This window comes from Streptomyces sp. Q2 (genome assembly GCF_056820935.1).
The window spans coordinates 21590-35423 of sequence record NZ_JBXEJE010000070.1 but is presented as its reverse complement, the minus strand read 5'-3'; the positions used below and the strand labels follow the sequence as shown (position 1 = coordinate 35423).

Genomic DNA, 13834 nt, shown 5'->3' with positions numbered 1-13834 from the left:
GGTCACGAACTCCCGCAGCGGATACCGCGAGAGGACGGCGTCCACCTCGGGCGTCAACGCCGCCGCGAGGCGGGTCGCGACCGGCAGGGTGTCGTCGCGCAGGATGTCCACGGCAGTCAGTACCGCCGTACGCTCCGGGCCCTGCGGCACCCCGGCCGCCGCCCGTTCGTACAGGTCGGCGCCCTCCTCGAGGACCAGTCCGGTGTCGATGCCGGCCGGAACCTTTATGCGGGCCGTGCGGCGCCAGGTGGTCAGCGGGTCGCTCCACGCCTCGACGCGGTACGTCCAGTGGCCTTCGGCACCGGGGGTGACCTCGGCGCCCCAGCGGTCGCTGCCGGGGGCCAGTTCCCGCATCGGCGTCCAGGGGCCGTGTCCGCCCTCCGGATCCGTCAGGACGACGTTGCAGGCGACCGCGTCGTGGCCCTCGCGGAACACGGTCGCGGTGACCTCGAACGTCTCGTTCACGACGGCCTTCGCCGGGCGCCTGCCGCACTCCACGGACGGCCGGACGTCCCGCACCGGAATGCGGCCGATCACCTGGGTCTGGGTCGAACTCATGGGTCACACCTCCGCCGTGCTCGAGGCCGGGCCCGTGGCCCGGCCGGGGGATCGAAGCTGCGCCGGAAGGTGTCTACCTCCCCGCGGGGGAACGCCGGTCCGTACTCGGCGGGCCCCGTCTGACCAGGGCCCGCACACCGGGCCGCTCGCTCTCCTCCTGGAGATAGGCGACCAAGGTGGTCCGCAGATAGCGTTCGGCGGCGTCCGCGGCCTCGCGCGCGCAACGTCTCCCCATGAGCACGCAGAGGGTGTAGCCCGAATCCTCGAAAGTGGCCCGGACCCTGCGGTCGGCGGGGGCCGCGAGCATCCTGCGTTCCCACGCCCGATACCGCCGCAGTTGGCGGGCCACTTCGGCTTTGGCCGGCAGCAGCATGGTGCCGTTCACCTTCCAGGGGGCTCGATGGCACGTCTCCCGACCGTCGGGCGGCGGCCGCGCGCGTGACGCACACGGATCCGTTACGGGCATCGAGGTCTTCACACATGGTGCATGTGCAACCACTCAGCGTCTTGTTGGATCTTCAATCACCAGGACCCTCTCTCGCCCCGCCCGTCGCTCGTGTTGCACGAACGGCGTAGCCCACCCACTCTGTAGGTGACTCAGAAGCGATCAGTGCTCACGCTTCGTGTTCGGGGCTCATGCTCCGCAGGGGGTGAGGGGAAGCGAGAGCTTCGCCGGTGAGGAGCCAACGACGATGAAGACCGCATCGCCCTGCTACTACCACCTCGACGTGGAGGTCGGCCCGGAACGGGTCGGACAGGTCAGGCGCATCCTGGCCGCCCACCTCCGGTACTGGGACCTGGAGATCCTGGTCGAGCCCGTCTGCCGTGGTACCGAGATGCTGCTGAAGGCCATCGACGAGCACGCCACGGACAAGAACACGTCGATCGAACTGTGGTGGAACGGCCAGCACCTCATCACCGCCATCGGTGAGAAGGACTGCGACCTGCGCCCGCACCAGGACCTGCGCGCCTGCCTGGAACACATCGCCGCGATGAGCGACGGCTGGGGCTGCTGTGCCACCGACACCGGCAGCAAGGTCATCTGGTTCTCGCAGCGCGCCCGCGCCGGCGAGCGGGTACCGCTCGTCCCGACGGCGCCCTGGCCCAGCCTGCCCGAGGTGCTCCAGGTGCCCCGCGAGGTGCCGGTCGCAGCTCTCGCCGGACCCACGAGCGCACCGGACGGCGTTCTGGAGGACGCGCGGTGACCGCGCGCCGACCGCACCGGAAAGGGGTGCCCGTGTGGAGCGGGCGCCCCTATCCGTTGGGCGCCTCGCACGACGGGAACGGCACCAACTTCGCCCTGTTCAGCGAGGTCGCCGAACGCGTCGAACTGGTCCTCGTCGACGACCAGGGCAAGCACCTCACCGCGGCGATGACCGAGGTCGACGGCTTCGTGTGGCACTGCTACCTGCCCGGAATCGGGCCCGGGCAGCGTTACGGCTTCCGGGTGCACGGCCCCTGGCAGCCGTCCTTGGGACATCGGTGCAACCCGGCCAAGCTGCTCCTCGACCCGTACGCCAGGGCGGTGGACGGGCAGATCGACAACCACGCCTCGCTCTTCGAGCGCGCGGCGGACGGCCCGTCCCCGGGCGACAGCGCCGGACACACCATGCTCGGCGTCGTCACCGACCCGGCCTTCGACTGGGGCGGCGATCAGCCGATCGGGCGGTCGTACGCCGACAGTGTGATCTACGAGGCGCACGTACGGGGACTCACCCGTACCCACCCCGACGTCCCGCCCGAACTGCGCGGCACCTACGCGGGGCTCGCGCACCCGGCGGTCGTCGAGCACCTGACCTCGCTCGGGGTGACCGCCGTCGAGCTGATGCCGGTGCACCAGTTCGTGCAGGACGGGGTCCTCACGGACCGCGGCCTGTCCAACTACTGGGGCTACAACACCATCGGCTTCTTCGCCCCGCACAACGCCTACGCCGCCCACGGCACCCGCGGTCAGCAGGTCAACGAGTTCAAGTCGATGGTGAAGGCGCTGCACGCGGCCGGCCTCGAAGTGATCCTGGACGTCGTCTACAACCACACCGCCGAGGGCAACGAGAAGGGCCCGACGCTGTCCTTCCGCGGCATAGACAACGCCTCGTACTACCGCCTGGTGGACGGCGACTGGGGGCACTACTACGACACCACGGGCACCGGCAACAGCCTGCTCATGCGCCACCCCTACGTCCTGCAGCTGATCATGGACTCGCTGCGGTACTGGGTGACCGAGATGCACGTCGACGGGTTCCGCTTCGACCTCGCGGCCACGCTGGCCCGGCAGTTCCACGAGGTGGACCGGCTGTCGGCGTTCTTCGACCTCATTCAGCAGGACCCGGTGATCAGCCGCGTCAAACTGATCGCCGAGCCGTGGGACGTAGGGGAGGGCGGCTACCAGGTGGGCAACTTCCCACCCCTGTGGTCGGAGTGGAACGGCAAGTACCGCGACTGTGTACGGGACTTCTGGCGCGGCCAGCCGCACACGCTCGGCGAGTTCGCCTCCCGGCTGACCGGCTCCTCCGACCTGTACCAGCACAGCCGGAGGCGCCCGCGCGCGAGCGTCAACTTCGTCACCGCCCACGACGGGTTCACGCTGCGCGACCTCGTCTCGTACAACGACAAGCACAACGAGGCCAACGGCGAGGACAACCAGGACGGCGAGAGCACCAACCGCTCCTGGAACTGCGGCGCCGAGGGCGACACCCGCGACCCGGCCGTCCTGGAACTGCGCGCCCGCCAGCAGCGCAACTTCCTGGCCACGCTGCTCCTCTCACAGGGCATCCCGATGCTCTGCCACGGCGACGAACTGGGCCGCAGCCAGGGCGGCAACAACAACGCCTACTGCCAGGACAACGAAGTCTCCTGGATCGACTGGCGGCTGACCGAGGATCAGCAGGCGCTGAGCGACTTCACCCGTTACGTGATCGGGCTGCGCACGGACCATCCCGTGCTGCGCCGACGCCGCTTCTTCCGCGGTGAGACCGTGACGCACGCGGGCCAGCCGCTGCCCGACCTGGTGTGGCTGCTCCCGGACGCGCGCGAGATGTCCGACGAGGACTGGCAGCGCTCCGACGCGCACTCCGTCGGCGTCTTCCTCAACGGTGACGCCATCGCCGAGCCCGACGCGTGCGGGAACCGGGTGGTGGACGACTCCTTCCTGCTCCTGCTCAACGGTCACTGGGAGCCGGTGGAGTTCCGCCTGCCCGACGCCACCTACGGCGAACGCTGGACGACACTGATCGACACCGCCGAACCTCATGGCGCCGACGAGGCCGAGCACAAGGCCGGCACCAGGATGACGGTCGACGCGCGCAGCCTCGTCCTGTTGTCGAGGCCCTCGCGCGCCGCCCGCTGAGGCTCGGCGCGCGAAACGGAGGCCCCGGGCGCTTCGCCCGGGGCCTCGTCACGTTCGCGTCGGGAGTCGGCGTTCGCGGTCGGGGGTCAGGGTTCGCGTGGCACACGTCAGCGTTCGCGTCGCGAGGTCACCGTGAACTGCGCGCCGTCGGGGTCGCGCAGGATGGCCTCCTCGCTGCCCTTCGACAGGACGCTGCCGCCGTGCACCTCGGCGGCCCGCACACAGGCCGCCACGTCCGACACCGCGAAGTGGACCTGCCAGTGCGGCCGGATGGTCGGGTCGGGAGCCGATTCCAGGGCACCGGACTCGATGCGCGCCACCACGTCGCCCCGGCTGCGCAGCACGACCTCGCCCGCCTCGTAGCGGACCTCGCAGCAGCCGGGCCGGTCCGACGCCCACTCCAGGACCTCGCCGTAGAAGATGGCGGCGTCGAAGGCGTCGCGGGTGTGGAGCTTGATGAAGGCCGGCTGCGCCTCGCGCCAGCTCTCCCAGTTGGCGACGAGCTCGCCCTCCCAGATACCGAAGGCCGCCCCGTCCCGGTCGGCGAGCAGCGCTGCCCGCCCGGGCGGGAAGGACAGCGGCCCCACCGCCGTCGTACCACCGCGCTCCTGGGCGCGCGCCGCCGCCTCGTCCGCGCTGGGCACGGCGAAGTACGGCGTCCAGGCGACCGCCATCTGCCACATGGAGGCGACCGCGGCGATCCCGGCCACCGGTGTGCCGTCGGCCAGCGCCACCCGGAAGCGGTCGCCGAGCTTCGCCGGCTGCCACTCCCAGCCCAGCACAGCCCCGTAGAACTCCTCCGTGGCCTGTTGGTCGCGGCTGGTCAGGCTCACCCAGCAGGGCGCGCCGAACACGGAATGTGTGGACCGGACGGTCTTGGTGCCGGATGGTCGCGTGTCGTGGTTCATGGCGTTCGTGTCCTGCTCTCGTCGGCCGGGGACACAGGTCTCGTCCCAGTGTCCGGCCGGAAGCGCTCGGGGCGCCTGTCGAGTACCCCGATGGCGCCTCCGAAACGGTGGCGCGTCCGCGTCACGCCCGGTGGCGCGGGACCGGGCGAGTGACAGGATGGAGAAGTGTCAGCCGTACCGGAGGAACCAGCCGACGAGTCGGACCGCATCTTCGAACTGCAGGAAGAGATCGACCAGCTCAAGGAAGCGGTCGCCTCGCACGCCGTCGTCGACCAGGCGATCGGCATGGTCGTCGCGCTCGGCAGGGTCACGCCCGACCAGGGCTGGGAAGTGCTGAAGGACGTCTCGCAGCACACCAACATCAGGCTGCGCAGTGTCGCCGAGCTGATCCTCCTGTGGGGGCGGGCCGGGGACATGCCCGAGGAGATCCGCGCGGAGCTGGAGGAGGCCATGGACCGCTACGGCCCCACGCAGATTCCGGGAGCGCCGCCGGAGTGACGGCGGCGGCTCAGCCGCAGGTCACCTCGCCTCGGTGAGGATCTCGTCGCGTAGCCGGTCGAAGCAACTGCTGAGCAGCCGGGACACGTGCATCTGCGAGATGCCGAGCTGGTCCGCGATGCTGCTCTGCGTCATGCCCCGGAAGAAGCGCAGGTAGAGGATGGTCCGCTCGCGCTCGGGAAGTGCCTCCAGGCAGGGCCGCACGGCCACCCGGTCGACGATGGTGTCGAAGGCCGGGTCCGTACCGCCGATCGTGTCACTCAGGGCGTAGCCCTCGGTGCCGGGCATCTCGGCTTCCAGCGACAGCGCGGTGAAGCACTCCAGGGCCTCCATCCCGGTGCGCGCCTCCTCCTCGCTCATGTGCGCGAACTCGGCGATCTCGGCCAGCGTCGGACCCCGGCCCGGCGTCGTCTGCGACCACTCCTTCGCGGCCTGGCGCACCCGGTTGCGCAGGTCCTGTACGCGGCGGGGCACGTGCAGCGTCCACATGTGGTCCCTGAAGTGCCGCTTGATCTCGCCGGTGATGGTCGGCACGGCGTACGCCTCGAAGGCGCAGCCCCGCTCGGGGTCGTAGTGGTCGACGGCCTTGACGAGGCCGAGGGCGGCCACCTGGTACAGGTCCTCCAGGGACTCGCCGCGCCCCCGGAAACGGACGGCGATCCGCTCGGCCATCGGCAGCCACGTCTCGACCAGGTCGTCACGGAGCGTCTTGCGTTCCGGGCCGGGGGGCAGGTCGGCGAGCCGCACGAAGTCGTCGGCGGTGTCGGGGGCGTCGTCGTGCGGGTGCGGCTTCGTTCTGCCAGTGACTGGCATGGTGCGCGCCTCCCTCAGCAGGTGCTGGATGGACAGAACCGTGGGGGCGCGGGCTCGAACCTTGCGGAGGCCACCCGGGGCCGGCTCCCACGGACGTGCCTCCTGTCCGAAGCACTGAAATGCGGATTCCCGCGGGCGTCCGGTTCGAAACAATTCGGGTGAATTCCATGATGGCGTGCGACCGCGTAATAGTGAAATGTTGAACGGGGTACGGCATTCCCTCGCGGGAAGGCACTTTCTGAAATCGATGGAATTCATTGCGTGATATCCGCGGCAGGGATACTCGCCTGCCTGCGCATTCTTGACCAGCGCTTGGGTTGGTTACCTCTGCTACAGAGGTAACCTCCGCGGTGTGGAACCAGAGACCCTCACCGAGGAGCTGGCCGACGCGCTCGTCGGCGTCCAGCGGCTCATCCGGCGCCGACTGCGCCGGGACATGCCCGACCCCCGGCTGCGCGGCGCGGAGGTGGAACTGCTGCGTCTGGTCGTGGACCGGCCCGGCATCGGGATCTCGGACGCCGCCAGAGAGCTGTACCTGGCGGGCAACTCGGTCTCGACGCTGGTCAACCAGCTGTCCCGGCAGGGCTACCTGGTCCGCGAGACCCACCCCGCCGACCGGCGGGCCGCGCGATTGCTGCCCACCGCCGCGGCCGAGGCCCGCCTGGGCGAGTGGCGCAAGCGGCGCGCCGAACTCGTACGACGCCAGGTGTCCCGGCTCGACACGGCGGACCGGGAAGCACTGCACGCGGCGATCCCGGCGCTGCGCAAGCTCGCCGTCAATCTGCACGAGGAGGCCGAGGAGTCGTGACACGGGACACCCAGGGGGCGGTCGACTGCACCGGGCTCGCCTATTCCTTCGGCGAGACCAACGCGGTGGACGGGCTCGAACTGTTGGTGGCGCCGGGCGAGGTCTTCGGACTGCTCGGGCCCAACGGCGCCGGAAAGACCACCGCCATCCGCTGCGTCACCACCCTGCTGCCCGTCCCCGCCGGAATGGTCCACGTCTTCGGCCGCGACGCCGCCAAGGAGCCCATGGCCGTACGCCGCCTGCTGGGCTACGTGCCGCAGCAGCTGTCCGCCGACGCGGGCCTCACCGGCCGGGAGAACGTCGCCCTGTTCGCCCGGGTCTTCGACGTGCCCCGCCGCGAACGTGCCGAGCGCGTCGCACAGGCCATGGCCGCGGTCGACCTCACCGGCGCCGCCGACCGGCTCGCCGGCACCTACTCCGGCGGCATGATCCGCCGCCTCGAACTCGCGCAGGCCCTGGTCAGCGCGCCCCGGCTGCTGATCCTCGACGAACCGACCATCGGCCTCGACCCGATCGCCCGCACCGACGTGTGGGAGCACATCAACGCCGTCCGCGCGGCCACCGGCATGACGGTCCTGGTGACCACCCACTACATGGACGAGGCCGACCACTACTGCGACCGGGTCGGCCTGATGCACCGCGGTCGCATCCGGGCCCTCGGCACCCCGGCCGAACTGCGGCGAGGACTCGGTGAGCGCCGGGGCGCCAAGGCAACTGATCCGCTGCCCACCCTCGAGGACGTCTTCCGTGACGTCGCCGGCAGCGGTCTCGACGACCAGTCAGGAGAGTTCCGCGATGTCCGAAGCACCCGCCGCACCGCAGGTCGCGTCGGCTGACCGTGCCCGCGAGGCCGGCATCGGCCTGCTGCTGAGCCCGCCCGAGCCCCGCGCGGGCTGGCGGCTGCTGCCGACCCGGGTCGTGGCGATGTGCGCCGTCGAGCTGCAGAAGCTGCGCCACGACCGCACCGAGCTGTACACCCGGGCGGTCCAGCCGGCCCTGTGGCTGCTGATCTTCGGACAGACCTTCACCCGCATCAAGGCGATCCCCACCGACGGCATCCCCTACCTCGACTACCTCGCGCCCGGCATTATCGCCCAGTCCGCCATGTTCATCGCCATCTTCTACGGCATCCAGATCATCTGGGAGCGTGACGCCGGCGTCCTGAACAAGCTCCTCGTCACGCCGACCCCACGCTCGGCACTGATCACCGGCAAGGCGTTCGCAGCCGGCGTGAAGTCGCTGATCCAGGCCGTCGTGGTCATCGTCATCGCCGCCCTGCTGGGCGTGGCGCTCACCTGGAACCCGCTCAAGCTGCTGGGCGTCGCCGCGGTGGTGATCCTCGGATCCGTCTTCTTCTCCTGCCTGTCGATGACCATCGCCGGCATCGTGCTCAGCCGTGACCGGCTGATGGGAATCGGCCAGGCGATCACCATGCCGCTGTTCTTCGGCTCCAACGCCCTCTACCCCGTGTCCCTCATGCCCGGCTGGCTCCAGGCGATCAGTACGGTCAACCCCCTGAGTCACCAGGTGGACGCCCTGCGCGGCCTCCTCATCGGCACGCCCGCGCATCTGACGCTCGACTTCGCGGTGCTGATCGTGGCCGCCGCGCTCGGCATCGCCGCGGCCTCGTCGCTCCTGGGCCGGCTGGCCCGATGACCGGCGTCCGGAAAGTGATGTGCGGCACGCGCGGGAATCGGGCCGCCCGACCGGTCGGCGGATTCTTCCTGCGCACGGCTTGATCACTGATCAAGGGGACGAATTCGCTGGCCACAGCGCATTCTGCTCATTTGACAGTGTGCAGAGCGCACAGATAGGAAGCAGCTCTCTGAGGTCGAGAGGTGGATTGTGTACGAGCCGAACGTGGTCGGGGACTGGCAGGAGTACGACGAGCATGCCGGTCTGCGTGTCCGCGTACATCGTCTGGAGGCGGCCGAGCCGCCGCGCGGACGGGACGACGCCGCCGAGGGGCTGACCTACTTCCGGGTCCGCGTCACCGTCGAGAACCGCGGCAGCCTGCACTCCACCATCCATCTGGAGGACGGCCAGATCGACGTGCGCATCGGCCCCGACGGGGAGAGCGCGTTCATCGATTGGCGCAATTCGCAGTTCATCGAGGGCTTCGACGTCTATCCGCTGCGCAGGGCGACCGCCGTGCTGTACGCGGCCGGCCCGGAGGCGTCCCTGAGCCAGGTGGACGTCCAGGTCCAGCTGCGGGTCGACGACGACTGGGCCGACCGCCGGCTGTGGGCGGGCGGCATCGGCCTGGACGAGCAGGCCGTCGGCACCGGCGCGGTGCGCGACGGCCTGGCCTGCCAGGTGAGCAACTTCCTGCGGGACCAGGCCGAAGAGGGCACCGCCTGACGGGCGGGCCCGCTGCTCAGTGCGGGATGCCGTCGATGATCTCGCGGGCGCCCTGACGCAGCAGCGCCACGGCGACCGAGGTGCCGAGCGTCGCCGGGTCGAGGCGGCCCGCCCATTCGTGGGCGTTCAGCCGGGTCTTGCCGTCGGGGGTGAAGACGCAGGCGCGAAGGGACAGTTCGCCACCGCGGTCCACGCGCGCGTACCCGGCGATCGGGCTGTTGCAGTGTCCCTGCAGGACGTGCAGGAACATGCGCTCCGCGCTCGCCTCGCGATGCGTGTCCGGATCGCCGAGGGCGCTGACCGCGTCGATGACCTCGGTGTCGCCCTCCCGGCACTGCAGGGCGAGGATGCCCGCGCCGATCGGCGGCATCATCGTCTCGGGGGAGAGGACCTCGCTGATCACGTCCCGGCGGTCGATGCGCTCCAGGCCGGAGACCGCGAGCAGGAGCGCGTCCGCCTCCCCGGCCGCCAGCTTCTCCAGCCGCCGGTTGGCGTTGCCGCGGAACGGCACGCACTCCAGCTCCGGGTGGGTGGCGGCCAGCTGCGCGACCCGGCGCACCGACGAGGTGCCGATCCTGGTTCCGGCCGGGAGCTCGTCCAGGGTGAGGCCGCCGGGGTGGATGAGGGCGTCCCGGATGTCGTCCCGCTTCAGGAACGCGGCGAACGTCGTGCCCGCCGGGAGCGGACGGTCGGCGGGCACGTCCTTGACGCAGTGCACCGCGAGATCCGCCTCACCGGCCAGCAACGCGGCGTCCACCTCCTTGGTGAACGCCCCTTTGCCCTCGACCTGGGACAGATCGCCCATCCACTTGTCACCGGTCGTCTTCACCGGCACGACCTCGGTGCGCACGGAGGGGTACAGGGCCGCCAACTCGGCGCGGACACGCTCCACTTGGGCGAGCGCCATGGGCGAGTCGCGGGAGACGACACGGATCAGTTCGGGCACGGACATACGGCCACGATAGACCCTCACGGTGGTGCCTTTGTGCCGTACCGCCCGACTCCACCGCCCGGCGGACTGGCCGGCCCGGCGCGCCGTGTCACGGGCGGCGCCGGGCCGGTGGACGTCGCGGACGGTCAGGCGTTCGGGTCGAACGTGATCCCGGACGGCTTGGCCGAGGACAGGTGGGCGGCGAAGTTGGCGTCCTTGAGGCCGAAGTTGGCGCTGCCGAAGTCGTACGCGCTCAACTTGTCGCGCACCCCCGACGGGTAGCCGTTCCAGCCGACCAGCGGCGGGTACTGCCAGGTGCCCTTGTGGTTCTCCGGCGGTTCGTCGCCCGAGTTCGCCAGCCGGAAGCAGTGCGTGCTGACGCCGTCCTTGTGGTAGACGATCTTCGCGTGGGTGCCGTCGAAGCGGACGCCGGACGCCGCGGTCACGGTGAACGAGCCGTGGTTGGACGTCGAGACGTACTGCACCTGGTTGTTCTGGACCCACACCACGACGTGCTCCCAGTCGTGGCGGTGGCCGCCGATGCTGCTGCCGGCGACGGCCTGGTCCTTCTCGAAGTACAGGCCGTACATGTAGGCGCACCAGCCGTTGTTGCACTTGGAGCGCGAGTAGCTGTTGGTGTTGTCGAGGTCCGAGGCGTCGCGGCAGTTGCCGTTGAGCGCGCCGGTCGGGTTGAGGCCGCCGTTGACCGTGCCGTCGGGACCGATGGCGGGTGTGGAGTAGCAGCCGTCCGTGTCGTAGTCGAAGGCCGGCAGGTAGGTGTTCTCGGCGGCCTCGGCGTTGGCGGGCAGCGCCGCCGGCGGGGCCGCGAAGGCGGCGGTGGGGAAGGCGACGACGAGCGCGGCGGCGCCGGCCAGGCCGGTGAGCCATCTCCTGCTGTGTGCCTTGAACGACGGTGACGACACCGCGTCCTCCTCTTGGTGCGGGCGCAGCCCAACGGCTGTGGAGGGAAGGGGGGTTCAGCTTCCCGGCTTTTCATGTCCGCGCCAAGAGGGCGAAGGCTACTCTCAGGTAACGACCGCCCCAACAGTAGGAACGTGACGAGGTGTCAGGCGAGGTCGTCCGGCAGGTCGGCCGACGACTCCTCGGGAGCGAGGTCCGGCCTCAGCCGCAGCCAGGACGGCTGGCGCAGCATCCCGGCCCGGGTCCGGGTGCTGTAGCGGACCTCGCCGACCAGCCGGGGCAGCACCCAGCGCGCACCGGGCACCCGCGGCACGGGGTCGAAGGGACACACGTCGGTCGCGGCGGCGCTGAGCAGCGCGGCGAGTTGCTCCCGCTCCGTCTCGCTCCAGCCGGTGCCCACACCGCCGACGTACCGCAGACGCCCGGCGGCGCGCTGGCCGACCAGGACGGCACCGGGCAGGCCCGTGAGCCGTCCCTTGCCGGGCAGCCAGCCGCCCACGACGACGTCCTCGCTGCGCATGTTCCGGATCTTGATCCAGGCGCGGGAGCGCACGCCGGGTTCGTACACCGAGTCCAGCCGCTTGCAGACCAGGCCCTCCAGGCCGTGCTCGCGGGTGGCCCGCAGGGCCTGTTCGCCGCGGCCGACGAGCGCGGCCGGAGTCGACCAGTAGGGCCCGGCCAGACCGAGCTCCTCCAGCCGTGCCCGTCGCCGCACGTAGGGCTGGCCCAGCAGGGAGTGCTGCCCGAGGTGCAGCACGTCGAACAGCACGAGGTGGACGGGGACTTCCGCCGCCCGGCGCGCCGCCCTGCCGGGCGCCTGCACCAGCCCCATCCGGGACTGGAGCAACTGGAAGTCGCCGCGGCCCTGTTCGTCCAGCGCCAGGACCTCCCCGTCCAGCACGGCCGGTGTGGTGCCGAGCGCGTGGCCCAGCGCCAGCAGCTCGGGGTAGGCGACGGTGACGACCTCCCCGGACCGGGCACGCAGCACCACACCGCCGTCCCCGGCGAGATAGACCACCACCCGCTGGCCGTCCTGCTTGGTCTCGTACGCCCACCGGGTGTCCTGCGCGGCGGGCGGCAGGGTGCCGGGCGTGGCGAGCATGGGAGGGATCAGCGGGAGGCTCACGGGTCAGTTGTCGACCGGCCCGGCCACCATCACGCGCCCTCCCGGCAGGTTTCCCCTGAACGGCCGCCGACCGCGGGTCAGCGGTCCGTGGCCGGGAAAGCGGCCTGCACCAGGCCCGACGGGTAGGCCATGACGACGAGTTGGGCGCGGTCGCGGGCACCCGGCTTGGTCATCGCACGGTGCACATGGGTGCGCACGGTCAGCGGGCTGACGAAGAGCTTCTCGGTGATCTCGTCATGAGAGCGCCCCTCCGCCGCCCAGGCCATCACCTCGCGTTCACGCGTGGTCGAGGCGGCGAGGTCCTAGGACGCCGCCAGCCGGGTCCCGAGCCCCGGAGCGGCCAGGAAACGGCCGATCAGGGTGCGGGTGGTGGCGGGGGAGAGGAGGGAGTCGCCGGCCGCCACGGTCCGGATGCCGGCGGGCGGTGCCTCCGCCGTGACGTCCTTGCCGAGGAAACCGCTCGCCCCGGCCCGCAGTGCCTGGGCTACGTACTCGTCGATCTCGAACGTGGTGAGGATCAGCACCCGGGTGCCGGTGCTCGGCGTACTCGGCGCGCGCCCGCACGGCCTCCGGGTAGGCGCCCCGCAGCCGGGTCGCGTTGCCGGCGGCGACCGGGAGCAGCAGGCGGGCGGCGGGGCTGGGCGTGTCCAGCTGCCAGGGGGGGGCGAGGGGGCCCAGGAACAGGGCCGGCGTCACCAGCAGGGTGAGGGCGGCGCGGAAGGAGACGCGGGCCGTCCCGCGGTCGGTGGTGACGGTCAGCCGGTAGAGCGCCGGCATGAGCGGCCCGAGCGGCCCGAGCGGCAGCGGCGTGAGCAGATGGCCGAACGCGGCGGCACCCGCCGCGCACAGCGCGGTCACGGCGACGGCGGCACGAGGGCGGCTGTGCTGCCAGAACAGCGCGGCCGCGGACACGGCCGCGAGGGCGAGCGTGGGCGCCACGGCGTCCGGCCGCCGGCCGCCGGGCACGCTGATCTCGCTGCCGAACACGAAGGCGGCGAAGAGCAGCGTGGCCGTCGTCGTGTCGACCGTACGGACATGGTCGTCGGCGTAGCGCTGCAGCGGGGAGCCCATCGGGTTCTCCGGTCGGTGTCCTGGAGCCATGGTGGGTGATGCCCGACGCGACGAGGGACGAGGGTCGCCCGAGTCCTCGGACACGGGCGGCCCAAGCGCGACTCCACCGACGTGCGCGACTGGGTGGGGTTCCTGGTGCGCCCGGTTCCGCGCCCAGGTGATGACCGACCCGGCGCTGCGGCCGATCATGGTGGAGGAGTCGCTGTCCTCTCGGCCCTGCGGCAGATCGTCGAAGGGCTCAACCGGTGTCTGCCGGAGCTGCCCGCCGAGGTCCGCGCCGAACGCGGCGACATGGCCCGCCATCTCATCGTGCACACGTCCGCAGAACGTGAGCGGGCCCTCGCCGAGAACGCCCCCACGCACCGGGCCGGCTGGCACGACGCCGCGAACGGCCTGGTCGACGCGGTTGCCGGACTGTGGCTGGCGCCGATCGCGTCCGGTCCCTGACCGCCCGTGCGCAAGCGGAGCAAGTCGGCCTGAATTAGTTGAGTTA

16 protein-coding genes and 1 pseudogene are annotated in these 13834 nt (G+C 71.1%); 9 read left to right on the top strand and 8 right to left on the bottom strand.

Translation table 11 applies throughout. The annotated features are described in order from the left end of the window. Both ACWBNA_RS44975 and ACWBNA_RS44970 read right to left on the bottom strand, forming a co-directional pair. A partial coding sequence (locus ACWBNA_RS44975) for a maltotransferase domain-containing protein (protein ID WP_482710385.1) occupies positions 1-558 on the bottom strand: 558 nt, incomplete at its 3' end. A 73-nt stretch (positions 559-631) separates the two neighbouring features. Next, on the bottom strand, positions 632-931 hold the full coding sequence (locus tag ACWBNA_RS44970) for a DUF5133 domain-containing protein (protein WP_482710384.1): 300 nt from the start codon (positions 929-931) through the stop codon (positions 632-634). A 319-nt stretch (positions 932-1250) separates the two neighbouring features. Here ACWBNA_RS44970 and ACWBNA_RS44965 point away from each other — a divergent pair, with 319 nt between their 5' ends. Continuing rightward, positions 1251-1763 carry a pep a2 gene (locus ACWBNA_RS44965; protein WP_482710383.1) on the top strand — a complete coding sequence of 171 codons (513 nt, stop codon included), beginning with the start codon at positions 1251-1253 and terminating at the stop codon, positions 1761-1763. Beyond that, entirely contained in the window at positions 1760-3904 is a 2145-nt protein-coding gene (glgX, locus tag ACWBNA_RS44960) for a glycogen debranching protein GlgX (RefSeq protein ID WP_482710382.1), read from the top strand. The genes ACWBNA_RS44965 and glgX overlap by 4 nt, the downstream gene beginning before the upstream one ends. Positions 3905-4011: 107 nt before the next feature. Here the strand turns inward: glgX and ACWBNA_RS44955 are convergent, their stop codons facing one another. Next, the gene (locus ACWBNA_RS44955; protein ID WP_482710381.1) at positions 4012-4812 is read right to left on the bottom strand and encodes a VOC family protein; all 801 of its coding nucleotides are present in this window, start codon (positions 4810-4812) and stop codon (positions 4012-4014) included. A gap of 165 nt (positions 4813-4977) precedes the next feature. Between ACWBNA_RS44955 and ACWBNA_RS44950 the strand changes: the two genes are divergently transcribed. Beyond that, entirely contained in the window at positions 4978-5310 is a 333-nt protein-coding gene (locus ACWBNA_RS44950) for an ANTAR domain-containing protein (RefSeq protein ID WP_482710380.1), read from the top strand. A gap of 21 nt (positions 5311-5331) precedes the next feature. Here ACWBNA_RS44950 and ACWBNA_RS44945 read toward each other — a convergent pair whose 3' ends face one another. Next, entirely contained in the window at positions 5332-6123 is a 792-nt protein-coding gene (locus ACWBNA_RS44945) for a SigB/SigF/SigG family RNA polymerase sigma factor (RefSeq protein ID WP_482710379.1), read from the bottom strand. Between the two features lie 352 nt (positions 6124-6475). Here ACWBNA_RS44945 and ACWBNA_RS44940 point away from each other — a divergent pair, with 352 nt between their 5' ends. The 4 genes from ACWBNA_RS44940 to ACWBNA_RS44925 all read left to right on the top strand — a co-directional run bounded on the left by ACWBNA_RS44940 (position 6476) and on the right by ACWBNA_RS44925 (position 9292). Then, entirely contained in the window at positions 6476-6931 is a 456-nt protein-coding gene (locus ACWBNA_RS44940) for a MarR family winged helix-turn-helix transcriptional regulator (protein WP_482710378.1), read from the top strand. After that, positions 6928-7767, top strand: coding sequence for an ABC transporter ATP-binding protein (locus ACWBNA_RS44935; protein WP_482710377.1), 840 nt, complete (start codon positions 6928-6930; stop codon positions 7765-7767). The genes ACWBNA_RS44940 and ACWBNA_RS44935 overlap by 4 nt, the downstream gene beginning before the upstream one ends. Further along, positions 7727-8587 (top strand): ABC transporter permease, encoded by an 861-nt coding sequence (locus tag ACWBNA_RS44930; RefSeq protein WP_482710376.1) that lies wholly within the window; start codon positions 7727-7729, stop codon positions 8585-8587. The genes ACWBNA_RS44935 and ACWBNA_RS44930 overlap by 41 nt, the downstream gene beginning before the upstream one ends. Positions 8588-8776: 189 nt before the next feature. Next, a complete protein-coding gene (locus ACWBNA_RS44925; protein WP_468655089.1) occupies positions 8777-9292 on the top strand; it encodes a hypothetical protein in 516 nt (171 codons plus the stop codon). Between the two features lie 16 nt (positions 9293-9308). On the opposite strand, the gene hemC is transcribed toward ACWBNA_RS44925, so the two are convergent. The 4 genes and pseudogenes from hemC to ACWBNA_RS44905 all read right to left on the bottom strand — a co-directional run. After that, positions 9309-10244, bottom strand: a complete 936-nt coding sequence (hemC, locus tag ACWBNA_RS44920) for a hydroxymethylbilane synthase (protein ID WP_482710375.1) — start codon at positions 10242-10244, stop codon at positions 9309-9311. 125 nt (positions 10245-10369) lie between these two features. Continuing rightward, positions 10370-11146 carry an NPP1 family protein gene (locus ACWBNA_RS44915; RefSeq protein ID WP_482710374.1) on the bottom strand — a complete coding sequence of 259 codons (777 nt, stop codon included), beginning with the start codon at positions 11144-11146 and terminating at the stop codon, positions 10370-10372. A 143-nt stretch (positions 11147-11289) separates the two neighbouring features. After that, positions 11290-12270 carry an ATP-dependent DNA ligase gene (locus ACWBNA_RS44910; protein WP_482710373.1) on the bottom strand — a complete coding sequence of 327 codons (981 nt, stop codon included), beginning with the start codon at positions 12268-12270 and terminating at the stop codon, positions 11290-11292. Positions 12271-12347: 77 nt separating this feature from the next. Further along, positions 12348-12800: pseudogene (locus ACWBNA_RS44905) on the bottom strand (response regulator transcription factor); the annotation flags it as partial. A 245-nt stretch (positions 12801-13045) separates the two neighbouring features. On the opposite strand from ACWBNA_RS44905, the gene ACWBNA_RS44900 reads away from it, so the two are divergent. Further along, complete coding sequence (locus tag ACWBNA_RS44900; protein WP_482710372.1) at positions 13046-13321, top strand: hypothetical protein; 276 nt, start codon at positions 13046-13048, stop codon at positions 13319-13321. A gap of 131 nt (positions 13322-13452) precedes the next feature. Further along, the gene (locus ACWBNA_RS44895; RefSeq protein ID WP_482710371.1) at positions 13453-13788 is read left to right on the top strand and encodes a hypothetical protein; all 336 of its coding nucleotides are present in this window, start codon (positions 13453-13455) and stop codon (positions 13786-13788) included. The last annotated feature ends 46 nt before the right edge of the window (positions 13789-13834 follow it).

Bases quoted from the DNA above. Each gene is read 5' to 3' on its own strand.
- hemC (WP_482710375.1), bottom strand. From the start codon at position 10,244: ATGTCCGTGCCCGAACTGATCCGTGTCGTCTCCCGCGACTCGCCCATG.
- ACWBNA_RS44945 (WP_482710379.1), bottom strand. From the start codon at position 6,123: ATGCCAGTCACTGGCAGAACGAAGCCGCACCCGCACGACGACGCCCCC.
- ACWBNA_RS44965 (WP_482710383.1), top strand. From the start codon at position 1,251: ATGAAGACCGCATCGCCCTGCTACTACCACCTCGACGTGGAGGTCGGC.
- ACWBNA_RS44970 (WP_482710384.1), bottom strand. From the start codon at position 931: ATGCTGCTGCCGGCCAAAGCCGAAGTGGCCCGCCAACTGCGGCGGTAT.
- ACWBNA_RS44930 (WP_482710376.1), top strand. From the start codon at position 7,727: ATGTCCGAAGCACCCGCCGCACCGCAGGTCGCGTCGGCTGACCGTGCC.
- ACWBNA_RS44955 (WP_482710381.1), bottom strand. From the start codon at position 4,812: ATGAACCACGACACGCGACCATCCGGCACCAAGACCGTCCGGTCCACA.
- ACWBNA_RS44900 (WP_482710372.1), top strand. From the start codon at position 13,046: ATGAGCGGCCCGAGCGGCCCGAGCGGCAGCGGCGTGAGCAGATGGCCG.